The sequence below is a fragment of the Shewanella sp. 10N.286.48.B5 genome, from assembly GCF_002874355.2.
Classification (GTDB): Bacteria; Pseudomonadota; Gammaproteobacteria; order Enterobacterales; family Shewanellaceae; genus Shewanella.
The window spans coordinates 2413847-2440469 of the sequence record NZ_MCVG02000001.1; the positions used below are offsets into that span (position 1 = coordinate 2413847).

The 26623-nt window shown below is 43.4% G+C and carries 14 protein-coding genes; 8 read left to right on the forward strand and 6 right to left on the reverse strand.

All coding sequences use genetic code 11. From position 1 onward, the window contains the following. Window positions 1-525: 525 nt before the first annotated feature. On the reverse strand, window positions 526-840 hold the full coding sequence (locus BCU57_RS10325) for a DUF962 domain-containing protein (RefSeq protein ID WP_102437522.1): 315 nt from the start codon (window positions 838-840) through the stop codon (window positions 526-528). Continuing rightward, on the reverse strand, window positions 841-1479 hold the full coding sequence (locus BCU57_RS10330) for a GNAT family N-acetyltransferase (RefSeq protein WP_102437597.1): 639 nt from the start codon (window positions 1477-1479) through the stop codon (window positions 841-843). A 165-nt stretch (window positions 1480-1644) separates the two neighbouring features. Between BCU57_RS10330 and BCU57_RS10335 the strand changes: the two genes are divergently transcribed. Continuing rightward, on the forward strand, window positions 1645-1875 hold the full coding sequence (locus tag BCU57_RS10335) for a DUF2789 domain-containing protein (protein ID WP_102437524.1): 231 nt from the start codon (window positions 1645-1647) through the stop codon (window positions 1873-1875). Here BCU57_RS10335 and BCU57_RS10340 read toward each other — a convergent pair. Beyond that, window positions 1872-2258: a DUF3192 domain-containing protein gene (locus tag BCU57_RS10340; RefSeq protein WP_102437526.1), complete on the reverse strand. Its 387-nt coding sequence runs from the start codon at window positions 2256-2258 to the stop codon at window positions 1872-1874. The two genes, BCU57_RS10335 and BCU57_RS10340, sit on opposite strands and share 4 nt — an antisense overlap. Before the next feature lie 191 nt (window positions 2259-2449). On the opposite strand from BCU57_RS10340, the gene BCU57_RS10345 reads away from it, so the two are divergent. Both BCU57_RS10345 and BCU57_RS10350 read left to right on the forward strand, forming a co-directional pair. Continuing rightward, complete coding sequence (locus BCU57_RS10345; protein ID WP_102437528.1) at window positions 2450-2782, forward strand: hypothetical protein; 333 nt, start codon at window positions 2450-2452, stop codon at window positions 2780-2782. Window positions 2783-2826: 44 nt separating this feature from the next. Beyond that, a complete protein-coding gene (locus BCU57_RS10350) occupies window positions 2827-3600 on the forward strand; it encodes a Zn-ribbon-containing protein (protein WP_102437530.1) in 774 nt (257 codons plus the stop codon). A gap of 139 nt (window positions 3601-3739) precedes the next feature. On the opposite strand, the gene syd is transcribed toward BCU57_RS10350, so the two are convergent. Continuing rightward, window positions 3740-4393: a SecY-interacting protein gene (gene syd / locus BCU57_RS10355; RefSeq protein ID WP_102437532.1), complete on the reverse strand. Its 654-nt coding sequence runs from the start codon at window positions 4391-4393 to the stop codon at window positions 3740-3742. Between the two features lie 121 nt (window positions 4394-4514). Between syd and queF the strand changes: the two genes are divergently transcribed. Beyond that, complete coding sequence (gene queF, locus BCU57_RS10360; protein ID WP_102437534.1) at window positions 4515-5369, forward strand: NADPH-dependent 7-cyano-7-deazaguanine reductase QueF; 855 nt, start codon at window positions 4515-4517, stop codon at window positions 5367-5369. 106 nt (window positions 5370-5475) lie between these two features. Here the strand turns inward: queF and BCU57_RS10365 are convergent, their stop codons facing one another. Together BCU57_RS10365 and fusA are read right to left on the reverse strand one after the other, a co-directional pair. After that, window positions 5476-6303: a 4'-phosphopantetheinyl transferase family protein gene (locus BCU57_RS10365; RefSeq protein WP_277869087.1), complete on the reverse strand. Its 828-nt coding sequence runs from the start codon at window positions 6301-6303 to the stop codon at window positions 5476-5478. 192 nt (window positions 6304-6495) lie between these two features. Next, window positions 6496-8526 (reverse strand): elongation factor G, encoded by a 2031-nt coding sequence (gene fusA / locus BCU57_RS10370; protein WP_102437538.1) that lies wholly within the window; start codon window positions 8524-8526, stop codon window positions 6496-6498. A gap of 519 nt (window positions 8527-9045) precedes the next feature. On the opposite strand from fusA, the gene BCU57_RS10375 reads away from it, so the two are divergent. The 4 genes from BCU57_RS10375 to BCU57_RS10390 are packed head-to-tail and all read left to right on the forward strand — an operon-like array spanning window position 9046 to window position 26622. Then, window positions 9046-9903 carry a transcriptional regulator gene (locus tag BCU57_RS10375; RefSeq protein WP_241903489.1) on the forward strand — a complete coding sequence of 286 codons (858 nt, stop codon included), beginning with the start codon at window positions 9046-9048 and terminating at the stop codon, window positions 9901-9903. Further along, window positions 9900-18269, forward strand: coding sequence for a phosphopantetheine-binding protein (locus tag BCU57_RS10380; RefSeq protein WP_413211428.1), 8370 nt, complete (start codon window positions 9900-9902; stop codon window positions 18267-18269). The genes BCU57_RS10375 and BCU57_RS10380 overlap by 4 nt, the downstream gene beginning before the upstream one ends. Beyond that, complete coding sequence (locus BCU57_RS10385) at window positions 18266-20533, forward strand: PfaB family protein (protein ID WP_102437542.1); 2268 nt, start codon at window positions 18266-18268, stop codon at window positions 20531-20533. Before BCU57_RS10380 ends, BCU57_RS10385 begins: the two co-directional genes overlap by 4 nt. 14 nt (window positions 20534-20547) lie before the next feature. Beyond that, window positions 20548-26622 (forward strand): beta-ketoacyl synthase N-terminal-like domain-containing protein, encoded by a 6075-nt coding sequence (locus tag BCU57_RS10390; protein WP_102437544.1) that lies wholly within the window; start codon window positions 20548-20550, stop codon window positions 26620-26622. Window position 26623: the final 1 nt, after the last annotated feature.

The window sequence follows — 26623 nt, forward strand, 5'->3', positions numbered from 1 at the left end:
TAGATTACCATCCTGGTATGCTGCATCCTGCAATCCGTCATCATCCTGAGAGGGTTCATCCTAGTTTCAGTTATCCATAACTGAGCTTATGCCCTTTCCTTGAGCGTGTCCTGACTTCGTCCTGAATTCATATTTTGAGATAGCTAATAAGAGGTTTTCTCATATAAATATCTCAATGAATAACCAGCCCCCTTCCTTTAATTGTCATCTCATCCTGAGACATTAACGACCAAAGGTTGTTGGCTTTACAATATGACTATTCATTATAAGTGCAATATTAAACAAAACACCCTGTTTTATTTATGTTGCGACCTTGTGGAATATTTTAGCTAAATTCATTGGCGAGAAAACACCCCATTTACTCACAAACCAATAAATTCTCGTCACCAAAACAGACCTGAAAACTTAAGGCTATGTTTTAATTGGTAAAAAACAAATTCAGCTAGAGAATGCATACAGACTAAAGTTAGATAACTTACAGGGTATGTGAGATAAGTCTTACACGCCAAAGTGAAACTTGCCTGTTTATGACTTTGAGAGGAATAGCTTTTTTAACATTTGCGCAAACATTACCCAGTCAGCGAACAAACTGTATAGCGGATATTCAAAAGTAGCAGGTTTGTTTTTTTCAAATACAAAGTGACCAATCCATGCAAATCCATAACCGATGACAGGGATAAATAATAGTTGCCACCATTGCTGGCTAACTAGAGTCACCAACAGCAATAACACTATCAGTCCAGAGCCGAGGTAATGTAAGCGCCGACATGTGGCATTTTGATGTTGTGATAAATAAAAAGGATAAAACGACTTAAAGTCTTGATACTGTTTATCAGCCATTTATTGCTCCGATTTACTTTGATAAATTAATATCTCACCATCAACAGAGCCAATGGTTTGATCAGACAAATGGCCAAAACCTTCACCAATAAAAAGCGCTGCATGTTTATCGTTGTTAACAAATACTCCGATCCCATCGAGCTCTAACTGCTCATCGCACCAACTTAACACCGCTTGAATTAATTTTGCCCCATTACCTTTTCTTTGCTCATTAGGGCTCAAAGCGATAAATTGTAAAATACCGTATTGTTTACTCGGTAAACTTTCTAAGATGGTATGCTCTTTTTTAATAAATGCTTGGGTTGAACTCCAACCAGTGCCGAGTACCATTTTTAAACGCCAGTGCCAGTAACGACTTTCACCAAGAGGCACTTGATGGGTGATCACACAGGCGACACCGATGAGACGTTTGCCTTCAAACCAACCAATTAATGGTTGCTCTTGCTGCCATAACTCTGTGAGCTCTTCTCTGATTGCAGCCCGCAGTTTTTGTTCGTAATTGGCTTTATTAGCAGTGGCTAAAGCTTCAATAAAAAATGGATCATCATGATAGGCATTATAAATAATCGATGCTGCAACTCTTAGATCTTCCGCAGTCAAATAAACCGCTCTAGGTTGATCGTTAGTTTGTTCATCCAAAGACGGCGCAGCTTGAGTTTTCGGGGGCAAAGTGTTGTTTTCCATGATGTCACTCTTAACTAATCCAGTTGATAGTCTCAACTTAACAACTTTGAAACATATTGCAATTTAAATAGGGTCACCTAATCTTAGTAAAGTAATATCATTCATACATGGTGAAAGCTCATGGATACGACAACGACAACATTTGAACACTTATTTCAGCAATTAGGATTAAGTTCATCTAAGGAAGATATTAACCAGTTTATCGAACAACATAAACTGGCTAAAAATAGCACCATTGCACAGGCTGGATTTTGGTCAGAATCGCAAAGACACTTTATTGAAGAGGCCTTACATCAAGACGGCCAGTGGTCTGAATTAATAGACCAACTGGACGTTTTATTAAGAAATTAAATGTTTTGGTAAGCAGTTTCACCCCAACCCACTAATTTGTTGTCACTTATCACAACTGGGGTACATTCACTTTTTGTGGTTTTGCCGTCACCTTTACTCCATTGAGTACGGTAGAAAAACACCTGAACCTCTTTCTTCGGACTTTGTGCATCTGCTTGGGTCACATAAGCCTCACTGAAATCAGCCGTTCCCATCAAAATGGTGACTTGATCTTTTGCCATTCCGATTGAAAGTTTCGCTAAGTTATTACGATTAGTTTGTTGTTGTTTTTGCCAATATGAATCACTACGCTTACCTTCGTGATCGCCCACATTCAATACGCAACCAGTTAGTGAAGTCGCTGCTATAGCCATAATTAATGCTGCACCCAATTTTGCTTTCATAATACGTCCCTTTCAAATGGTTCTAATGTAATTTCTACTGAAACTGTTTTTCAGAGTAAGTTATACTGTTCTCAATACTGATTAAGCTAAAAGTGTGCCAAAAGCTAAACCCTTGATTTTATTCATCATTTAAAACCAAGTCTCACTTTTTGAGTAATTTCACTACCAATATTTAAGGATTTTCACTAATTATGAGTCCAATTGAACAAGTCCTTGCGGCGGCAAAATCCATTGCTGTAGCAGGTCATACGCCAACATTAGCGTTAATAAAAGGTAAATTAGGTACGCGGATAGCCATGCCAACCCTTATTCAGGGGTTGCAGCAATTTAAAGCCATCCCCAAAGAGCAATGGCAAGACTTACCCGATTTAGCAGCCATGATACAGCCAGCTAATACTGAAACGGCTCAAGACCCATTAACGGCGCTAGAACAAAAATGGCAGGCTAAATTTGACGCTGTCGAAAGTGAATTTGCCCTAAAGATAGCAGCACTTGAAAAACGAATTGTACAATTAGAAAGTTAAGCACCACATCCTCAATACATTTAACCAGCTAAAAACGGAAAACCATGTTTGTCACTGAACTCAGATTTGAATGTTTCGCCGATACCACTATCACTGCGGCAGAAAAAGCCATTAATAACTTTCTAGAAGCACTCAGAGCCAATGGCCAAGTATTAGGACGAGAATTTGCTATCGCATTTAATGAAGGTGAGTTTAAAGTCAGGCTATTAATACCTGAAAAAAACAGTTTATCAGCCCGTAACAACAGCCCATGGGTCAAGCAAGCATTAACTATGCTAACTGAAGCAAAGTTATTGGCGCCACGTGAAAAGTTTATCGGCCAAGATATCAATTCAGAGCAAAGTAATGTCGGCACTCCCAGCTGGCAGGTGCTTTACACCAGCTATGTACATATGTGCTCACCATTAAGAAGTGGCGACAACCTTCTCCCTATTCCGCTATATCAAACTCCAGCAAGCTTTAATGGCGACCATAAGCGAGTTATTCGCTGGCAAACAGAGTGGCAAGCTTGTGATGAACTGCAAATGGCGGCGGCAACCAAAGCTGAATTTGCAGCATTAGAAGAACTGACCAGTCATAAAAGTGATTTATTTAGACGAGGCTGGGATATCCGCGGCAGAATTGAATTTATTACCAAAATTCCGACTTATTATTATCTTTATCGCGTTGGTGGTGAAAGTTTACAGTCTGAAAAAGAACGAGCCTGTCCACGCTGTGGATCGAAACAGTGGTTATTGGATGAGCCATTATTGGATATGTTTCACTTCAGATGTGAGCCATGCAGAATTGTGTCGAATATCTCATGGGATCATCAGTAATAATTTCAAACGTTATTGTTCTGAAGTATCTAACATCGATCAGAACAGCTGCATCATTAACCTTCTTTTCAACAAAAAGCCTGACTTAATTAATCTATAAGTCAGGCTTTTTGGTTTATCGCAAATTAATAACGTTGATCTATGACTTTCGTCTCAATAAGTCATTCCACATCATTTTCATTCGCTGCCAAATCCCCGGATGTGGCACATGGCCATGATCTTCTTCTACAGGTTCAATTGCTGGTGTGACTCTTGGCGTTAGGCTATCGATAAACCCAGCTAGGCTATTAGCAAGCTTTTCATGGGGCTTATTGCCTGGCACTTCAATCCACACACTGCCATCTTCATTATCAACCGTTAGCATGTTATCGCCATCACCCAATACACCGATAAACCAGGTTGGTGCTTGTTTGAGTTTTTTCTTCATCATCAAATGGCCAATGATATTTTGCTGCAAAGATTCAAAGTCTTGCTGATTCCAAACTTGCAGTAATTCGCCTTCACCCCAGTTTGAATCAAAATACAGTGATGCTGAAAAGAAGTGGCCGTAAAAATCATTGATATCATCATGCAGCTTAAGCTCTAAAGCATGTTCGACATTACTAAAGTCTGCGGTGCTTTTACGCTTAACAGTCTGCCAAAATACCGCTTCATCAGATTCAAGATCATACTGGCCCTCAATACAACTAGACCCTTGACCCATTGGGTAAAATCGCGGTAATTCCCCTAAGGTATCTTGGTAAGCTTGAATATAACGGTTAGAAAATTGATCCAATGATGTTGAACAAGACACTTAAGATGCTCCAATATTGTTTGTGACCAAATAGATTGGTGTATTTGTCACGTACAGTGATTACCTAATTATATAAATTGGTATTATAATAAAGGCCTATTTTGACACGGAAACACACTAGATGACACACAATCACGATCCCTATAGTGATGCTGAAGCACTTAAAGGTTTAACTTTAGGTCAAGCGACGCAATATCAAGCTGAATATGATGCATCATTGCTGCAAGGGGTTCCTCGTAAGCTAAATAGAGATGCCATTGCATTAACGGCTGAGTTACCTTTTCAAGGTGCTGATATTTGGACTGGCTATGAACTATCTTGGCTTAATGCCAAAGGCAAGCCTATGGTAGCCATCATTGAAGTTTACCTTGCCATCGAAAGTGATAACTTAATTGAATCGAAGTCATTTAAGCTTTATTTAAATAGCTTTAATCAAACCCGCTTTGACAGTGTTGAACTAGTACAACAAACTTTACAACAAGATCTTAGCCGCTGTGCCAATGGCGAGGTCACGGTAAAAATCATCGAGCCAAAACATTTTAATACCCAGCGCATTGTCGAGTTACCGGGTAACTGTATTGATGAACTTGATATTGAAGTTGATGATTATCAATTTAAACCTGAGTACCTTGAAGACAGCACTGAAGAGAAACATGTTGCTGAGACACTTACATCCAACTTGCTAAAGTCGAATTGTTTAATTACCTCTCAGCCTGATTGGGGTAGCGTGATGATCCGCTACCAAGGTCCTAAAATCGATCGAGAGAAGTTACTGCGTTATTTGATTTCATTCCGTCAACACAATGAATTTCACGAGCAATGTGTTGAGCGTATTTTTACTGACTTAAAACGTTATTGCCAATGTTCTAAATTAACGGTTTATGCCCGTTATACTCGCCGTGGAGGTTTAGATATTAATCCATTTAGAAGTGATTTTGAGCAGCCGCCTGAGACACATCGTTTAGCGAGACAGTAATTTCAAAAATGATATTACAACTTAAAAGGCACTTTTTAGTGCCTTTTTTGATCTGCAGGTAAACCGACTTAGCTAACGATCAATTTAGGCATGCCTTTAAGGCAACTTAATGAGAATCAATAATAAGCTCAGCCCAATCTATTACTTCAGCGTTATATTCAGGCTCGTTCGCAACACATCCACTATAAAAGCTAATGGCAAACCGATAGCTCTCATTAAGCTTACCTAAACTACAATGCCATTGGTTTTCAATCTCAAAGCGCTCTTTGTCATCATTTATCAGCCGCAAAGAGACATTGAATTGTAAAGGTATGACAGCGCCTTTATTCAGCTTAAGCTCGCTTTTTTCAGCCGATTGAAAATCAAATGCGAATGATTTAAGCGATAAAGCTAAGCCTAAGCCTTTGGCCTTAATGTAAGACTCTTTTAAGGTCCATAAATCAAAGAAACGTTCCCTATGCTCCACTGCTGGTAAAGCTAATAAAGCTGCCGCTTCAGGTTCAGAAAAGTAATGATTTAATATCGAATGAATATTGGTGCTATCACGGCGCCGCTCAATATCCGCCCCCAGCTCAAACGCTTGCATTGGGGCATTAGTTTGATAAATAGCCACCAATAACCAGTCACCACTGTGACTGATGTTGAAACCTAAACCCGTTTGCTGAAATTGCAGATCAGTTAAACGCGGTTTGCCTTTTTCGCCATATTCAAATACCCATTCATTGGGCTTTATATCGGCAAAACGCGACAACAAAGCCCGCAAGTAACCTCTAACCATTAAGCCTTTTTCACGGGCTGATTGTTGAATATAGCGATTCACTTTTTGGGTTTCATCTGCAGGCAACCAAGATGACACCAATGAGGTGGTTTCTTGATCCAATACTGCCGTGGTAAGCGGACAGAAAAATAGATTTATCTTGGTGTCAGAATTCAAAATCAACTCAATAGTAAAACAAAAAGCCATTGTCGCTTGTTTCTAACTGAATTTATAGTCTGTGTAATACGCCAAATAAATAAAAACGGCTGGAACATTACAGCCCCTGCCGTTTTAATCCTATTAGCTTGCGATTAAGACCCGTTTATTGCCGTTGGCAACGATTAACTACTCATAGTGAACCCTTGTCGATTAAGCCATCGCGGTGGTCTTTGCCGCTTGCTGAGGTTGTACGTCATAGCGACTAAAGCTCATCGAGAACTGACCGTCACCACCCGTCATCGATTTTAGTCTAGTAGAATAGTCACTGACATTAGCCAAGGGCACTTCGACTTCAACTGTAACCATGCCAGAGCTATCGGCTTGTGTGCCGCACACCATACCTCGCTCGCTACTGATATCGGCGGTGATATCGCCCACATGTTGCTGAGCAACACAAATATTCATTTCAACGATAGGCTCTAAAACCACTGGCTGAGCAAGTTTAACGGCTTCCATAAAGGCTTTTTTACCCGCCATCACAAAGGCAATCTCTTTAGAGTCCACACTGTGATGTTTGCCATCTAATACAGTAACTTTGATGTCTTGCATCGGAAACCCACCAAGCTCACCAGCTGTCATAGCTTCTTTAATTCCCTTTTCAACCGCGGGAATATATTGAGTGGGTACCGAGCCCCCGACCACTTTGCTGACAAACTCAAAACCTTGACCACGCTCAAGGGGCTCAACTTTAAGCTCTACTTCTCCAAATTGGCCAGAGCCACCGGATTGCTTCTTATGACGATATCTAAAGCTCGCCTCACCCATTATGGTTTCACGATAAGCAATGGCTGGAGTGTCAGTGTCCATATCAACATTAAACAGCGTTTGCGCTTTTTCTAATGCAATTTGCAGATGTAAATCACCTTGGCCTTGCAGCACAGTTTGTCCTTCTGCCTCATTACGGGTAATCTGTAAGCTTGGGTCTTCTGCCACTAACTTATGTAGCACTTCCGATATTTTTTGTTCATCACCGCGGCGCTTTGCAGACACGGCCAAGCCAAAAATAGGTTGCGGCAATACCAGCTCAGGTAAATGAAATTCATCTTCATCATGGCTGTCATGCAGCACAGCGCCAACTTCTAACTCATCAATTTTAGCAATGGCGCAGATATCACCCGGGATAGCCTGATTGACGTTACTATGCTGGTCCCCTTGTAACTTAAGAATGTTAGTCACTTTAAAGGGTTTACGGCTATGACCGATAAACAGTTTCATGCCCACTTCTATGGTGCCTTGGTATAAACGAAAAACGCCCATGCGGCCTAAAAATGGATCGATTGACACTCTAAAGATATGGGCTAATACATGGTCATCAGCTTTTTGGCTAACATCAATAGGGGTGGCATTTTCAGTAAAGCCTTTGATAAATTGCGGCGGATTAGCTTCAAGAGGGCTTGGCATCAACTTAGTCAGCATTTCCAGTAACGAGCTAATACCAATGTCTTGTTCTGCACTGGTAAAACATACTGGTACTAAATGACCCATTCGCAATGCGGCTTCTAGCGGCGCATGCAATTGCTCTGGGGTTAATGAATCACCTTGCTCTAAATACAGCTCCATTAACCGCTCATCTTCTTCAAGCACGGTATCAATGAGTTCATCACGGGCAGTTTCCACATCGCTGAATAAGGTTTTCGCTTTTAGATCGCAATGCAGATAACAATCCACCACATCATTAGCCATTTCATTGGGGAGATTAACGGGTAAGCAGCGATGACCAAATTGCTGCTGGATATCAGTCAGCAATTCAGCAACTAAAGCTTCGTTGCCATCTAAGTGGTTAATGGCAATGATCACTGCTTTGCCCTGCGCTCGGGCTGCTTCAAAGGCTCTTTTGGTTACCGATTCAATCCCAGTGCTGGCATTGACCACCAATAATACCGATTCAACGGCAGAAAGAGGCAATAATGCTCTGCCAATAAAATCAGGTAAACCTGGAGTATCAATAACGTTTAAATGGTGGTTTTGGAAGTCAAAATTAAGAAAGGAAGGTTCTAGGCTGTGGTGGTGGGCTTTTTCTTGGGCAGTGAAATCGGCATGATTTGTGCCCTTGTCGACCCTGCCTTTTAAGGTTATTGCATTGGCGCTAAACAGTAATGCTTCGAGTAAAGAAGATTTGCCTGCGTTGGTGTGACCCATTACAGCCAAATTACGGATTTGCTCAGTGGTGAAATCAGCCATTGTGGCCTCCCTTTATCACATAGTTAATCAATCCATTTCGCTTTAAGCACTGTTAGCTTCACATGTTTAGCTGTAATAACTCAATCTCAGTAAAAGTATGCCGACAGGATTAACTGATTAGTCAGTGAAACCTTGCTGTTCACCTTTTAAGAGCCTGTCCGCCTTGCAAATCAAGTGAGATAATTCATGTCATTTAAAGCAAGTGCCTAGCGCTATTTAAATTCAGTATAGAACTGTAACTATGATTAAAAGTTGACCTAGATCAGGCTTTAACTCACCAATTAAATTTCATAACAAATACTCATTTGAGCTTACAACTGCTCGCTAGTTATGGTCTGATCTGTGAATAATCAGTCTCGGGTGATTGTATCGACCCGAAACCTCAGGTACTCTGCTTGCTCGATTGTGCTAAAACGATGATTATGAAGATTAACTATTGTTCATCTTTACTAGTCCCAACAGATTGTATTGCAAAAATACAGACCAAGGTTAAGCCTTAATGACAGTAGCATTATATAAATGACAGCAGAGCCAAGCGCAAAAGCTGCGATAAAGAAATCAGTGACGGCAGACACTAGCACGCCAGTGGTGCGTCACCGTAATGCCACCACCACCCCTGAAATGCGTCAGTTCATTCAAACGTCTGACTTTAGCGTGAGCCAATTAGCTAAAATCCTCAATATTTCAGAGGCCACCGTGAGAAAGTGGCGTAAGCGTGATTCTGTCAGCGATACCCCCACCACGCCACATCACCTCAAAACCACATTGTCGCCAATGGAAGAGTATGTGGTGATCGGTTTGCGCTACCAATTAAAAATGCCGTTGGACAGACTGCTTAAGGTAACCCAGCAGTTTATTAATAAGGATGTCTCTCGCTCAGGGCTTGCCCGCTGCTTAAAACGCTACGGGGTATCAAAGCTTGATGAATTCGAAAGCCCCTATGTGCCCGAGCGCTATTTCAACCAGTTACCTATTGTTCAAGGCACTGATGTCGCCACTTATACTTTGAACCCAGAAACCTTAGCCAAAACCTTATCCTTACCTGAAGCCACTCAAGACAATGTGGTGCAAGTGGTGTCACTGACGATTCCACCACAATTAACGGATAAAGAAAGTTACTCGATTTTACTGGGTGTTGATTTCGCAACTGACTGGGTTTATCTCGACATCTATCAAGACAGCCATACCCAAGCGACTAATCGCTATATCGCTTATGTGTTAAAGCACGGCCCGTTTCATTTAAGAAAATTACTCGTAAAAAATTACCACACTTTTTTAGCTCGCTTCCCGGGCGCTAAAACCATGCATGCTTCGGAAGCAGCACACTCTACAAATAATTCAGCTATGGATAGACTGAACAACGGAGACTCAAAATGAGCCAAGAACCGACCCCACAAGAGTTAGTTGAAGACAAACGACTCAATAAGCGTCTTAAAGATATGCCTATCGCCATTGTCGGCATGGCAAGTATCTTTGCTAATTCGCGTTACTTGAATAAGTTTTGGGACTTAATCAGTGAAAAAATTGATGCCATTACTGAAGTACCTAAGTCGCACTGGCGCCCTGAAGATTACTTCGATGCAGACAAAACAACCCCAGATAAAAGTTACTGTAAGCGCGGTGGTTTTATCCCTGACGTTGACTTTAACCCTATGGAGTTTGGCCTACCGCCAAATATCCTAGAGCTCACTGACACCTCACAATTATTATCATTGGTTATCGCCAAAGAGGTGCTTGCCGATGCGGGTGTAACACCTGAATATGACACCGATAAAATCGGTATTACGCTCGGCGTGGGCGGCGGTCAAAAAATCAATGCTAGCCTAACTGCGCGCCTACAATATCCTGTACTTAAAAAGGTATTTAAAAGTAGCGGCTTAAGTGATGCAGACAGCGATATGCTGATCAAGAAATTCCAAGACCAATATGTTCACTGGGAAGAAAACTCATTCCCGGGGTCTTTAGGTAATGTTATCGCTGGTCGTATTGCTAACCGCTTTGATTTAGGTGGCATGAACTGTGTGGTTGATGCAGCATGTGCAGGCTCACTAGCCGCTATGCGTATGGCATTAACAGAGCTGGTTGAAGGCCGCAGTGAAATGATGATCACCGGTGGTGTGTGTACTGATAACTCACCTTCTATGTATATGAGTTTCTCTAAAACGCCTGCATTTACCACTAACGAAACCATTCAACCATTTGATATCGATTCAAAAGGTATGATGATCGGTGAAGGTATCGGCATGGTGGCGCTGAAGCGTCTTGAAGATGCTGAACGTGATGGCGATAGAATCTACTCTGTTATTAAAGGTGTGGGCGCGTCATCAGATGGTAAATTTAAATCAATTTATGCGCCACGCCCAGAAGGCCAAGCAAAAGCATTAAAACGAGCTTATGATGATGCCGGTTTTGAGCCTCACACTGTTGGTTTAATTGAAGCACATGGTACAGGTACTGCTGCAGGTGACGTAGCTGAATTTAACGGTCTTAAGTCCGTTTTTGGCGAGTTTAATGACACTAAACAACACATTGCTTTAGGTTCAGTTAAGTCTCAAGTGGGTCACACTAAGTCAACAGCTGGCACGGCAGGTGTTATTAAAGCAGCCCTAGCCCTGCATCATAAAGTGCTGCCACCAACCATAAACGTGTCTAAGCCTAATCCCAAACTAAATGTTGAAGATTCGCCGTTTTTCTTAAATACCGAAACCCGCCCTTGGATGCCGCGCCCTGATGGCACCCCGCGTCGTGCTGGTATTAGCTCATTTGGTTTCGGCGGTACTAACTTCCATATGGTGCTTGAAGAATACACAGCAGAACATGCTCGTGATGCGAAATACCGTCAACGCCAAGTACCTCAAAGTGTGTTAATTAGCGCCGATAATAAAGCGGCACTTCAAACTGAAGTTAGCACGTTAATCGCTGCCATCGCTAAGCTAACTGATACTGACAACACCAGTATTGCTCAAGCTGAACTTACCCGCATTGCTAAGCAATATGCCGTTAGAACATTAGATGTAAACGCGCCACGTTTAGGCTTAGTTGCTGCGAATTTAGCAGAGCTAACGGCTCAATTACAATTGGCATTAAAACAGCTTGAAAGCCAAAACAGTGATGCTTGGCAATTGCCGTCTGGCACTAGCTACCGCTCTGCAGCATTGATAACTGCTGCTAAAGCTAGCAAGTCTGCTAATAGTCCAAAAGTCGCTGCGTTATTTGCAGGTCAAGGTTCTCAATACTTAAACATGGGTATTGAAGTCGCTTGTCATTTCCCAGAAATGCGTCAGCAGCTTAACAAGGCTGATAAAGTCTTCGCTAGCTTTAACAAAACGCCGCTTTCACAAGTATTATTTCCAATCCCTGCATTTGAAAAAGCAGGTAAAGAGGCTCAAGCAGCGTTACTGACGAGCACTGATAACGCCCAAAGCGCCATTGGTGTCGTCAGCATGAGTCAATACCAGTTATTCACTCAAGCAGGATTTGCTGCTGACATGTTTGCGGGTCACAGCTTTGGTGAGCTTTCTGCATTATGTGCAGCGGGTGTTATCTCTAATGATGACTACTACCAATTATCTTTTGCACGCGGCGAGTCAATGGCAGCATCTGCTGTTGATAAAGACGGTAATGCACTTGATAAAGGCACCATGTACGCCATTATCTTGCCAGCAAATGATGCTGACGCGGCCAATGCTGAAAATATCGCAAAATTAGAAAGCTGCATTAGTGATTTTGATGGCGTAAAAGTGGCTAACTACAACTCAGCGACTCAGCTTGTTATTGCAGGTCCTACTGAAAGTTGCGCAGCTGCGGCTAAAGCCATTAGCGCATTAGGCTTTAAAGCAATTGCACTGCCAGTATCTGGCGCCTTCCATACTCCGCTTGTGGGTCATGCACAAAAGCCATTTGCTAAAGCGATCGATAAAGCCAAATTTAGCGCAAGTAAAGTGGCCTTGTTCTCAAATGCTAGCGGTGAGCAACACCCAACAGATGCTAAATCAATTAAAGCGGCATTCAAGCAACATATGCTGCAATCAGTGCGCTTTACTGATCAGCTAAATAATATGTATGACGCGGGTGCACGGGTATTTGTTGAATTTGGTCCTAAGAACATTCTGCAAAAACTGGTACAAGCCACCTTGGGCGATAAAGCTGAGTCAGTTTCTGTTGTCAGCATAAACCCGAATCCTAAAGGTAATAGTGATACCCAGCTTCGCATTGCAGCAATACAGTTAAGTGTATTGGGCGCACCATTGACTGAAATTGATCCATACCAAGCTGACATTGCAGCGCCTGCTAAACCTAAAGGCATGAACGTCAAACTGAATGCATCGAACCATATTAGCGCGCCAACCCTTGCAAAAATGGAAAAATCATTGGCGACAGGTCAAGTAACATCACAAGTGGTTGAAACCATCGTTGAGAAGATTGTTGAAAAGCCAGTTGAGAAAATCGTAGAAAAGATTGTGGAAAAAGAAGTGATAAAAACTGAATATATTGAAGTGGCCTCAGCCAATGCCAACGCACCAGCTGTTAGCAATACAGTAACCACTGCGCCTGAAGCTGGCAATGCACTAGCGCAACCTGCTGCAGGAACTGGTAGCTTAGAAGCATTTTTCAATGCCCAGCAACAAGCTGCAAACTTACATCAGCAGTTCTTGGCTATTCCTCAACAATACGGTGATACCTTTACTCACCTGATGACAGAGCAAAGCAAAATGGTTGCGGCAGGACTCGCTATTCCTGAGAGCTTACAGCGCTCAATGGAGCTATTCCACCAGCATCAAGCACAAACACTACAAAGCCATACATTGTTCCTTGAGCAGCAAGCACAATCAAGCCAGTCTGCCCTTGCTATGCTAACAGGCACTTCGCTGCCAGTTCAGCCGCAGACAGTAGCAACAACAGCAGCTCCAGCAATGACTCAGGCTGTTGCAGCAACAGCGACAGTTCAAACGCCAACTCAAGTACCTGCGCCTGTTGCAGCGCCAGTAGCAAAAGCTCCGGTAACACAATCACAGATAGCACAAGAGCCTGCAGCAAAAGTAACAGCCCCATTAGCACCAGCAAGAACCGTTACTGCAGAACCTATTTCAGCGTCAGCAGCTCCAGTGCAATTAATGCCTGCTGGTTTATCAGCAGAAACAGTCTTGAACACTATGTTAGAAGTGGTTGCTGAAAAAACTGGCTACCCCACTGAAATGCTAGAACTTGGCATGGATATGGAGGCGGATTTAGGTATCGATTCAATCAAGCGTGTTGAAATCTTAGGCACGGTACAAGATGAGCTACCTGGTTTACCAGAGCTTAGCCCAGAAGATTTAGCTGAGTGTCGTACCCTTGGCGAAATCGTAGCTTATATGAACAGCAAACTGCCCGCCGCGGGCGCTATGAACTCTGCGCCACCAGCAATTTCAGTAGCTCAAGCCGCACCAGTAGCTTCAGGTTTATCTGCTGAAACCGTATTGAATACCATGCTCGAAGTGGTTGCTGAAAAAACTGGCTACCCAACTGAAATGCTAGAACTTGGCATGGATATGGAAGCGGATTTAGGTATCGATTCAATCAAGCGTGTTGAAATCTTAGGCACGGTACAAGATGAGCTACCTGGTTTACCAGAGCTTAGCCCAGAAGATTTAGCTGAGTGTCGTACCCTTGGCGAAATCGTAGCTTACATGAACAGCAAACTGCCCGCCGCGGGCGCTATGAACTCTAAGTTACCCGCTGAAGGCTCTAAGTTACCCGCTGAAGGCTCTAAGCTACCAGCGGAAGGCTCTAAGCTACCAGCGGAAGGAAACGTTACAGCTGCAGCTGCGCCAGTTGCTTCTGCTGTAGTTTCAGGTTTATCGGCTGAAACAGTATTGAATACCATGCTAGCAGTGGTTGCTGAAAAAACCGGTTACCCAACTGAAATGCTAGAACTTAGCATGGATATGGAAGCGGATTTAGGTATTGATTCAATCAAACGTGTTGAGATTTTAGGCACTGTACAGGATGAGCTACCAGGCTTACCTGAACTTAACCCTGAAGATTTAGCTGAGTGTCGTACTCTTGGCGAAATCGTATCTTACATGAACTCTAAACTGCCTGCCGCTGGAGCCGTTACAGCTTCAGTTGCGCCAGTTGCTTCTAATGTCGTTTCAGGTTTATCGGCTGAAACTGTATTGAATACCATGCTAGCAGTGGTTGCCGAAAAAACCGGTTACCCAACAGAAATGCTAGAACTTAGCATGGATATGGAAGCGGATTTAGGTATTGATTCGATCAAACGTGTTGAGATTTTAGGCACAGTACAAGATGAACTACCGGGCTTACCTGAACTTAACCCAGAAGATCTAGCTGAGTGTCGTACCCTTGGCGAAATCGTTTCTTATATGAACTCTAAGTTACCCGCTGAAGGCTCTAAACTGCCAGCCGCAGGCGCTATGAGCTCTGAATCACCAGCGATTTCTGCCGCTGCTGTAGCTTCTGGTTTATCCGCTGAGACAGCCTTGAGCGCCCAACAAATTCAAAGCACTATGATGTCAGTTGTTGCAGAGAAGACTGGTTACCCAACAGAAATGCTAGAACTTAGCATGGATATGGAAGCAGACTTAGGCATCGACTCAATCAAACGTGTAGAAATTTTAGGGACTGTTCAAGATGAGCTACCAGGCTTACCTGAGCTTAACCCAGAAGATTTAGCTGAGTGCCGTACCCTTGGTGAAATCGTTTCTTATATGAACTCTAAGTTACCAGTTGGTTCTGCTACTGCGTCAGCAACTGCAGCTCAAGTGGCACCTGTCGCTTCTGGTTTAAGTGCAGAACAAGTACAAAGCACCATGATGTCAGTGGTTGCTGACAAAACTGGTTACCCAACTGAAATGCTAGAACTTAGCATGGACATGGAAGCAGATCTGGGTATCGATTCTATCAAGCGCGTAGAGATTCTTGGTACGGTACAAGACGAGCTACCAGGCTTGCCGGAGCTTAACCCAGAAGATTTAGCAGAGTGTCGCACTCTTGGTGAAATCGTATCTTATATGAACTCTAAACTCGCCACAGGCGCTATAAACAGCAAGCTATCAGCTGATGTAGTTTCCAACACGACAACGACAACGGTATCTGATTTAGCAACTGACTTACCTCCACATCAGGAAGTCGCGCTAAAAAAGCTACCAGCGGCGGATAAGTTAGTTGATGGTTTTTCAAAAGACGCGTGTATCGTCATCAATGATGATGGTCATAACGCAGGCGTTCTCGCAGAAAAACTCACCGCAACAGGCCTAACCGTCGTCGTTATTCGTAGTCCAGAATCAGTCACTAGCGCACAATCACCGCTAAGCAGTGATATCAAAAGTTACAACCTAACGGCTGTAAATGATGACGCGATTAGTGATGTCATTGCACAAATCAGTAAAGCCCATAAAGTGGCTGGCTTTGTTCACCTACAACCACAACTTGCCACTGCGAACAATGTCATGCCGCTAAGTGATGCAGGTTTTGTTGCTGTTGAACAAGCTTTTTTAATGGCTAAGCACCTGCAGAAAAGCTTTACCGAATTAGCAAAAACTGAACGTGTAAGCTTTATGACGGTTAGTCGTATTGATGGTGGTTTTGGTTACTTAAACAGTAATGAACTCGCCACTGCAGAGTTAAATCAAGCAGCGCTTTCAGGTCTAAGTAAAACCCTTAGCCATGAATGGCCAACAGTGTTTTGTCGAGCATTAGATATCGCCCCAAGCTTTGAAGCTGTGGACCTTGCTGATGCCGTTATTGCTGAGTTATTTGATGTTAATTCTGCCAATCAGATTGTTGAGGTAGGTATTAGTAGCGAAGGCCGTCATACATTAACAGCGACCACAACCGCGAAAACGCGCTATCAAACTACTACCCTTGATAGCAATGATACTGTGTTAGTCACAGGCGGTGCTAAGGGGGTTACATTTGAATGTGCGCTTACACTTGCTAAACAGACAAAGTCTCACTTTATCCTTGCCGGCCGTAGCCAACACCTTGGGGCAAACTTGCCAACATGGGCGCAAGGCAAACAAGCTAAAGAATTAAAAGCGGCTGCAATTGGTTTTATTCAATCTCAAGGTAACAAGCCAACGCCAAAACAAATTGACGCGTTAGTATGGCCAATTACCAGTAGTTTAGAAATTGACCGCGCCTTAGCAGCATTCACAGAAGTGGGCGCAAGTGCTGAATATATCAGTATGGATGTCAGTTCAGATGATGCCATTAAGCAATCGCTTTCAGCTTTCAAATCAATTACCGGCATCATTCATGGCGCAGGTGTATTGGCTGATAAGCATATCCAAGACAAAACCTTAGCTGAATTAGGTCGTGTATACGGCACTAAAGTCACCGGCTTTGCAGGTATCATTAATGCCATTGATGCCAGTAAATTAAAGCTGGTTGCTATGTTTTCATCTGCTGCTGGTTTCTACGGCAACACCGGACAAAGTGACTATTCAATGTCCAATGAGATCCTCAATAAAACCGCATTACAACTTGCCAATAACTATCCGCAAGCCAAAGTAATGAGCTTTAACTGGGGCCCTTGGGATGGCGGAATGGTCAGCTCAGCATTGAAGAAGATGTTTGTTGAACGTGGCGTTTACGTTATTCCGTTAGACAAAGGCGCAAACTTATTTGCCCACAGTCTGTTATCTGAAACCGGTGTTCAAATGCTGATTGGTTCGAGCATGCAAGGTTCAGATTCTTCAGCACAAGCAACTGGTTCAGCTGTAAAAAAGCTTAATGCGGACTCTGCGCTAAATGCTGAGAGTTCGCTGACATTATCTTTTTTAAATACTGTATCTAACAGTGCAACTGCAGCAGATAAGCCTCGCAGCTTATCTGTTGTAAGAGTACTTAATCCGGTTGCAATGCCCTTCATTGAAGATCATTGCATCGCGGGTAATCCAGTACTGCCGACAGTGTGCGCCATACAATGGATGCGTGAAACAGCGCAAAAGCTATGTGGTTTACCTGTAAGCACCAAAGATTATAAGTTACTTAAAGGCATTATTTTTGAGTCGGCCCAGCCACAAGAGTTAACTCTGCAGTTAACTGAAACCGCTGAAGGCTTAAAAGCATTGATTTCTAGCCGGGTACTTGACGGTAACAGTGATGCTAACGCGTTATTAAGACCGCAATACCAAGCGAACTTAATCGTCAACAGTGCATTACTTAATGAAGTTGCCACTACAGCAACCGATAAAATGGCTCAGTTAGCGTCAATCATTGATAAGGTTAAAAACAACAAGGCCATTAGTACTGACAGTGAACTTTATTCAAACGGCAGCTTATTTCATGGCCCACGTTTACAAGGGATCAAGCAAGTATTGGTTGCAAATGATAGCCAGCTTATTTGTAAAGTGACCTTACCAGAAATTGAACAAACTGATTGTTTAGGTTTTGAAGCGCAACTTGAAATCGGTGGTAGTCAGGCATTTGCAGAAGATCTACTGCTACAAGCAATGCTAGTGTGGGCGCGAATAAAGCATGACGCAGCAAGTTTGCCATCAACCATTGGTGAGCTAACCACTTATGCGCCATTTGCATCAAATGACCAAGGTTATTTAGTGCTTAATGTCGTAAAAAGTACTAGTCGCTCTTTGACTGCTGACATTGCGCTTTACCATGAAGATGGTCGCTTAAGTTGCACCATGACAGCGGCAAAAACAACCATTAGCAAAAGCTTGAATGAGGCTTTTTTAGCCCCGGCTAAAGCACTTGCTGATTTGCAGGAGTCGGTGTGAGCAATCAATCAACTTCTGTGATGTCAAAGCCTGAGCCAACAAAAGTTGCATCAGTAAAAAGCATGCGCATCGCCTTAAAACTGATTGCCAATGATGCTGCATCATTGGCGCAAGCTGCTAATGGAGCTAATGGTTCCTTGCATACAAATAACAATGCATTTGCTGCTATCAAACCTTGTTCATTGGCTGAAACATTAGGCGCGACAGCCATCCCGCTTGAAATTGATGTGTCGTCATTAGATGGCACATCAAATACCGCCACAAACTTAAACATGAGTTTTCGCGACTATTTAGCTCAAGCGATTGAACGTATTGAGCAACAACAAACGGTATTGCTAAGCCATCCAGCTTTGCCATACCGCCTGTTAATGATGCCAGCCATTGTTGCAGCAAAACATCGATGTCATCCCCATGCCTATTTAACCGGTATGGGTGAAGGCCACGAGTTATCAGATGCCGTGCAACAAGCACTAACGCAAGCCAAACGGGCTCATGTTAGCCCAACTCAAATCGATGCGACTCATTGCACTAGCTATAAAGATAAGTTTTTTGAACTGATTCAGTTGATTGGCCACCTTGCGACTCGTAGCTTGCCAACAACGAATGACAGTAAGAATAACAGTACGAATAAACAGTATTGGTTTAGTGAAATGCACCAAAGCCGTGTAGCCAGTTTCAATTTTATTGAAGCCGAAATGCAACACGCAGTGGTATTCGTTCAGGGAACTGAACTTGCTCAGGCAAGCTCATTACTGGATAACACTAGGTTGTTTTTCCCAATATCTGCCAGCACAGTCTCAGGTATACAGCAGCAACTAACGCAGTTACAAAGCCAGTTAAACGCTATTATTAATACAAATACCAGTGCAGCAATCAATGTTAACCACAGCACGCTGTTAGCACTGATGTTGAACAATCTAAACCAGTTTGATCACCAAGCAGGTAAAGCTGCGGTGATCATGGGCAATTCAATTGAAACTGCATGCAGCGAGATTGAAACCATGTTGGCGATGCTAAGTACTTCAGATACATTAGCAAGCTCGCCATCGGAAGTTGAATACAAGACCCCATCAGGTAGCTGTTTGATACTCACGGCCAATGAGCCATTGGGCACGAATGGTCTTTGTTTCGTCTACCCGGGTGTCGGCACAGTATACCCACAGATGTTCAGTCAACTGCCACGCTTCTTCCCTGACTTATATGCTCAGTTAGAGCGTGATGGTGATGTAAAAGCCATGCTTCAGGCGGATAGCATTTATGCTGATAACGCTAAAGTCACTGATATGAGTTTGGGTGAGCTTGCAATTGCAGGTGTTGGTGCAAGTTATATCTTAACCAAAGTGCTTAGCGAATATTTTAATGTAAAACCTAACTTTGCCATGGGTTACTCCATGGGCGAAGCGGCGATGTGGGCAAGTCTTGGTATTTGGAAGCAACCCCACAGTATGATTGAGGCGACGCAAACCAGTACTATTTTTACTACCGATATTTCAGGTCGTTTAGATTGTGTGCGCCAGGCATGGCAGTTGAATCAAAGCGACGATATCGTGTGGAATAGTTTTGTGGTTAGAGCAACCCCAGCCGATATTGAAGCGGTTTTAACCCAATATCCTCGTTGTTATCTCGCTATCATTCAAGGTGATACTTGCGTGCTGGCAGGATGTGAAGCCAGTTGTAAAGCGCTGCTAAAACAAATCGGCAAACGCGGCATTGCAGCAAATCGCGTGACCGCAATGCATACTGCGCCAGCCATGCTAATTCATCGCGAAGTGGCTCAATTCTATCAACAAGCGCTTCACCACAATGAGCAGCTTGAACAAACTGCACAGATAAAATTTATCAGCGCAGCAAGTTCACAACCGATTAATGTCAGCAGCCTTGATATTGCAACCTCAATCGCTGACACCTTTTGTCAGCCGCTTAACTTTACTGAGTTGGTTAACAACGCACGTAAATTAGGCGCGAAACTTTTTGTTGAAATCGGCGCCGATCGCCAAACAACCACCTTGATTGATAAAATTGCTCGCACAAGTCCTACAGTTTCAGAGCCTTGCCAAGCCATTGCCGTCAATGCCAAAGGTGGAGACGATCAAACTGCGCTGCTTAAATGTATTGCCCAGCTTATCAGCCACAAAGCACCTGTTTCGCTGACCTGCCTTACACAAGGGTTAGCGAATTTGTTGGCTAGCACACTTAAGTTTGAAGTGAACAATCTTCAAGCGGATGCTACTTTAGCCCCACAATTAGAAGGAGAACAATCTTGAGTTCTCAATCGAATATGAAAAATATTGCCTCTAGCGATGCTAATAAAAATAACGCTGGCAGCGTCCCTAAAATCGCAGTCGTCGGCTTAGCCACCCAATATCCTGACGCTGACACGCCGGTTAAATTTTGGCAAAACCTGCTGGATAAAAAAGATTCTCGTAGCACCATTAGCAGTCAAAAACTGAATGCTAATCCGGCCGATTATCAAGGTGTACAAGGTGAGTCAGACCGTTTTTATTGTGACAAAGGCGGCTACATTCAAAACTTCAGTTTCAATGCTGAAGGATACCGAATTCCAGCGCAGCAATTTAGCGGCTTAGACGACAGCTTTTTATGGGCTACCGATACTGCCCGTAAAGCACTGGTTGATGCCGGCGTAGATATTAATAATGCTGAGCACAATCTAACGCTTAATCGCACCGGTATTGTCATGGGAACCTTGTCGTTCCCAACAGCAAAATCAAATGAATTATTTGTACCGCTATATCACAGCGCAGTTGAAAAAGCCTTGCAGCATAAATTGCAGCAACCCAACTTCAATTTACAATCATTTGATAGTGAAGGCTTTAATCAACAACCAATCCCAGCATCACTGTCAAATGGTGCCATTGCCCATAACGCGTCCAAACTGGTTGCTGATGCACTGGGTTTAGGCGCGGCGCAATTAAGCCTTGATGCAGCCTGTGCTAGTTCAGTTTACTCGTTAAAACTTGCCTGTGATTACTTACATACTGGTAAAGCTGACATGATGTTAGCGGGCGCTGTATCAGGTGCCGACCCATTCTTTATTAATATGGGTTTTTCCATATTTCACGCTTACCCAGATCATGGTATTTCAGCGCCTTTTGATAGTAATTCTAAAGGTCTGTTTGCTGGTGAAGGTGCTGGCGTATTAGTGCTAAAACGTCTTGAAGATGCAGAGCGTGATGGTGACCATATATACGCTTTAGTGAGCGGTATTGGACTATCTAATGACGGTAAAGGCCAATTTGTACTAAGCCCAAATAGCGACGGCCAAGTAAAAGCCTTTGAACGTGCTTATGCTGATGCGGCTATGCATGATGAAAGCTTTGGCCCTGCCAATATTGAAGTGATTGAGTGCCATGCAACGGGAACCCCACTAGGTGATAAAGTTGAACTGACCTCAATGGAGCGCTTCTTTGAAGATAAGCTTAATGGCACTAATACGCCATTAATTGGTTCGGCTAAATCAAATCTAGGTCACTTATTAACGGCTGCCGGTATGCCAGGGATCATGAAAATGATTTTTGCCATGCGCCAAGGCGTGTTACCACCGAGTATCAATGTCAGCGCACCCATCAATTCACCAAACAGTACTTTTGGTAACACTAACTTGCCAAGTGATGTACTGCCTTGGCCTGATAAGGCAGGGAATAATGCTCGCCATGCGGGAGTCTCGGTATTTGGATTTGGTGGTTGTAACGCGCATTTATTAATTGAGTCTTATCAAGGTAAAGCTCAAACGATTGATTCGAAGACTAATGCTTCTACGACTCAAGCTTCTACAATCAATGCCCAAGCGCCAATGCACATTACCGGTATGGCGGCTCATTTCGGGCCACTATCAAGTATTAATGCCTTTGCTAAAGCCATTGACGCTAAACAATCGGCGTTTACAGCCCTGCCAGAAAAACGTTGGAAAGGCTTAGATAAACACCCAGAATTATTATCACAGTTTGGGATCAACCTTGAAGGTGAAGCCGCGCCAAAAGGTGCGTACATCAATCAGTTTGATTTTGACTTCTTGCGCTTCAAAGTGCCGCCAAATGAAGATGACCGCTTAATCTCGCAACAATTGCTATTAATGAAAGTCGCAGATGAAGCCATTCATGACGCAAAGCTTGAATCTGGCAGTAAGGTTGCTGTGCTAGTCGCCATGGAAACAGAGCTTGAATTACATCAATTCCGTGGACGCGTTAACTTGCATACGCAAATAGCGGCAAGTCTTAAAGCTCATGGCGTTAACTTGTCAGAGTCTGAATACCAAGCCCTTGAAACCATTGCGATGGATAGCGTGTTAGATGCGGCGAAGTTAAATCAATATACCAGTTTCATTGGTAATATTATGGCATCGCGCATCTCATCACTTTGGGACTTCAATGGCCCTGCTTTCACGATTTCTGCCGGTGAGCAATCGGTTAACCGCTGTATTGATGTGGCGCAAAATCTACTGGCGATGGAGTCTCGCCAAGAGCCTTTAGATGCGGTGATTATTGCTGCTGTAGACTTATCAGGTAGCATTGAGAATATCGTCCTTAAAACAGCCTCGCTTGCTCAAGCGGGTGCTAATGATCACTTAAGTGCTCATACTAGTGCAAGTCAGTCGTTATCAATTGGTGAAGGTGCTGGTGCTATCGTATTGCAGGCTACTAAAGCAAACGCTTCCAATGTGGACTTGATTCATCAAGCCCTAGGCGCGCTTTCTGATCAAGATATGACTGATGAAGGTACAAGTGAATCTGGCTTTGCTGGCAGTTACGGCACCATTGAAAGCCTTGAATTTGGTTATAGTGAACAAATCGGCTCAATCGCTGATACCTTGCTGACTCAAACTGGATTAAGTAGTACGGATATTAAATTAGTAGAATTAAACCAAGCACCTGCTTGTTTAAACACGTCAAGCATCAAGGCTTCGCAAGCCTTATCGCAGTTGTTTAGCCAGTCCCTAAGCACTACTGCTCAATCTTGTATTGGCCATACCTTTGCTGCATCTGGAATCGCCAGTTTATTACATGGTTTGTTAGCACTTCCGAGTAAATCAGCTGCGCCTCAACATGCCGTCATAGCCACATTGAGTGAAAACCAATGTTCACAGCTATTGCTGAGTCAAACTTCACAGCAACAAGGTGCGAGTCAGCAGCGTTTAGACATCGATATCCAGCAGCAAACAGCCAAGAAGCTCAGCTTAGTTAAGCAAGTTAGCCTTGGTGGCCGCGATATTTACCAACATATTGTCGATGCGCCACTGGCTGAGATTAATAGCATCCGAGCTAAAACAGCCCAAATAAAACCCTTAGCGTCTGCTGCTGTCACAGCAATGACGAGCCGAGGACATTTTGAAGCACCTCAAATGAGTGAGCAGCAAAATACTTCAACGACTAAACAAGCGATGGTGAATTCACCATCAACAATAATAGAGTTCCCTATGCCGTTTTCAGATCGTTCTACCCAGTTCAGTCCTGCTAAACAGGAACCTGCATCTTCAGTGCAAACACCTTCGCTTGCACAAGCTCAAGCACAAGTTCCGCCAGCACATCTAACTGCTTTTGAACAAAACCAGTGGTTAGCACATCAAGCGCAACTGGCATTCTTAAAAAGCCGTAATGAAGGTTTGAAAGTTGCTGATGCACTGATGAAGCAGCAACTTGCGCAGGCCAATGGTCAGTCGTACGCTTTACCAGTACAAAGCGCCCCGACTCAAGCAGTAAACGTGCTAGCTCAGCCAGTTGCAGTTGCGCCGATACTTCGCCCTAACCATGCCAGTGTGCCACCGTATATCGCGCCTATCCCTGCGGATAAGCCATGTATCTGGAATTATGCTGATTTAGTTGAATACGCTGAAGGCGACATCGCCAAGGTATTTGGTCCTGATTACGCTGTTATTGATAACTACTCACGCCGCGTACGCCTGCCTACCACTGATTACTTATTGGTCTCGCGCGTCACTAAATTAGATGCCACCATGAACCAATATAAGCCATGTTCAATGACCACTGAATATGATATCCCAGTTGATGCGCCCTATTTAGTTGATGGCCAAATACCTTGGGCTGTAGCGGTTGAATCTGGTCAATGTGACTTAATGCTGATCAGTTACTTGGGCATTGATTTTGAAAACAAAGGTGAGCGCGTTTATCGTTTACTTGATTGTACGCTGACCTTTTTAGACGACTTACCACGCGGTGGCGACACGCTTCGTTATGACATTAAGATTAATAATTTCGCTAAAAATGGCGACACCTTATTATTCTTCTTCTCTTACGAGTGTTTTGTTGGCGATAAGATGATCCTGAAAATGGACGGTGGTTGTGCAGGCTTCTTTACTGACCAAGAACTTGATGATGGTAAAGGCGTAATTCGCACCGAAGATGAAATTAAACTGCGTGAAGATGCGTTTAACAACCCGAATAAGCCACGTTTTGAGCCATTATTGCATTGCGCTCAAACCCAGTTTGATTATGGTCAAATCCATAACTTACTGCACGCCGATATCGGCGCTTGTTTTGCGGGTGAGCATCAAAACCATCAACTGGCTTCAGGTAAGCAAGATTCATTATGCTTCGCCTCTGAAAAATTCTTAATGATTGAGCAAGTTGGCAATCTAGATGTTCATGGCGGCGCATGGGGCTTAGGCTTCATTGAAGGTCATAAAACACTGGCACCTGATCACTGGTATTTCCCGTGTCACTTTAAGGGCGACCAAGTCATGGCTGGCTCACTAATGGCTGAAGGTTGTGGTCAATTACTGCAGTTCTTCATGCTGCATATTGGTATGCACACCTTAGTTGAAAATGGTCGTTTCCAGCCACTTGAAAATGCCTCGCAAAAAGTGCGTTGTCGTGGTCAAGTTCTGCCACAACACGGTGAACTGACTTACCGCATGGAAGTGACTGAGATTGGTATTCACCCTCGCCCATATGCCAAAGCCAATATTGATATTTTGCTTAACGGTAAAGCTGTGGTTGATTTCCAAAATCTGGGTGTGATGCTTAAAGAAGAGAGCGAGTGCGCGCGATATATTAACGATACTGTTATTAACGACACTGCGACTGTTTCGAGTACTGAGACGAGTAAAGCTAGCGGCCAAGCATCAAAAAATGCACCGTTAATGTCACAAATACCTGACCTATCTGCAGCAACCAATAAAGGCGTGATTCCGCTGCAACATGTTGAAGCGCCGCTTATTCCTGATTACCCAAACCGCAGCCCTGATACGCTACCATTTACGCCATACCACATGTTCGAATTTGCAACCGGCAACATTGAAAACTGTTTTGGCCCAGACTTCAGCATTTACCGCGGCTTTATACCACCACGTACCCCATGTGGCGATTTGCAGCTCACTACGCGAGTGGTCGATATTCAAGGTAAACGTGGCGAACTTAAAAAGCCGTCATCGTGTATCGCTGAATACGAAGTGCCTGCAGACGCTTGGTACTTTACAAAAAACAGCCACGCTTCAGTGATGCCTTACTCGGTATTAATGGAAATTTCTCTGCAACCTAACGGCTTTATCTCAGGCTATATGGGCACCACACTAGGTTTCCCGGGCCAAGAGTTATTCTTCCGTAACCTAGATGGTAGCGGTGAGCTATTACGTGATGTTGATTTACGCGGTAAAACTATCGTCAATGACTCAAAGTTATTATCCACCGTGATTGCAGGTAGTAACATCATTCAAAGCTTTACCTTTGAATTAAGTGTTGATGGCGAGCCATTTTATAAAGGCAGCGCAGTATTTGGTTACTTTAAAGGCGACGCCCTTAAAAACCAATTAGGGATTGATAACGGCCGTATTACTCATCCTTGGCATATTGATAATAATGTCGCCGCTGATATTACTGTCGATTTACTCGATAAGCAGTCGCGAGTATTCCACGCCCCTGCTAACCAGCCACATTATCGCTTAGCTGGCGGTCAGCTTAACTTTATCGACAAAGCTGAAATCGTTGATAAAGGCGGTAAAAATGGTCTAGGTTACCTATCGGGTTCACGCACCATTGACCCAAGCGATTGGTTCTTCCAGTTCCATTTTCATCAAGATCCGGTTATGCCTGGCTCATTAGGCGTTGAAGCTATTATCGAGTTAATGCAAACTTACGCCATCAGTAAAGACTTAGGTAAAGGCTTTACCAATCCGAAGTTTGGCCAGATTTTATCTGACATAAAGTGGAAGTATCGCGGTCAAATTAACCCGCTGAACAAGCAAATGTCATTAGACGTGCATATCAGCGCCGTGAAAGATGAAAACGGCAAGCGCATCATTATTGGTGACGCAAACTTAAGCAAAGATGGCTTAAGAATTTACGAAGTAAAAGATATCGCAATCTGTATCGAAGAGGCATAAG

Coding starts and splice junctions, on each gene's coding strand:
- BCU57_RS10350 (WP_102437530.1), top strand. CDS start 2,827: ATGTTTGTCACTGAACTCAGATTTGAATGTTTCGCCGATACCACTATC.
- queF (WP_102437534.1), top strand. CDS start 4,515: ATGACACACAATCACGATCCCTATAGTGATGCTGAAGCACTTAAAGGT.
- BCU57_RS10345 (WP_102437528.1), top strand. CDS start 2,450: ATGAGTCCAATTGAACAAGTCCTTGCGGCGGCAAAATCCATTGCTGTA.
- BCU57_RS10390 (WP_102437544.1), top strand. CDS start 20,548: ATGAAAAATATTGCCTCTAGCGATGCTAATAAAAATAACGCTGGCAGC.
- BCU57_RS10335 (WP_102437524.1), top strand. CDS start 1,645: ATGGATACGACAACGACAACATTTGAACACTTATTTCAGCAATTAGGA.
- BCU57_RS10375 (WP_241903489.1), top strand. CDS start 9,046: ATGACAGCAGAGCCAAGCGCAAAAGCTGCGATAAAGAAATCAGTGACG.
- BCU57_RS10325 (WP_102437522.1), bottom strand. CDS start 840: ATGGCTGATAAACAGTATCAAGACTTTAAGTCGTTTTATCCTTTTTAT.
- BCU57_RS10340 (WP_102437526.1), bottom strand. CDS start 2,258: ATGAAAGCAAAATTGGGTGCAGCATTAATTATGGCTATAGCAGCGACT.
- fusA (WP_102437538.1), bottom strand. CDS start 8,526: ATGGCTGATTTCACCACTGAGCAAATCCGTAATTTGGCTGTAATGGGT.
- BCU57_RS10380 (WP_413211428.1), top strand. CDS start 9,900: ATGAGCCAAGAACCGACCCCACAAGAGTTAGTTGAAGACAAACGACTC.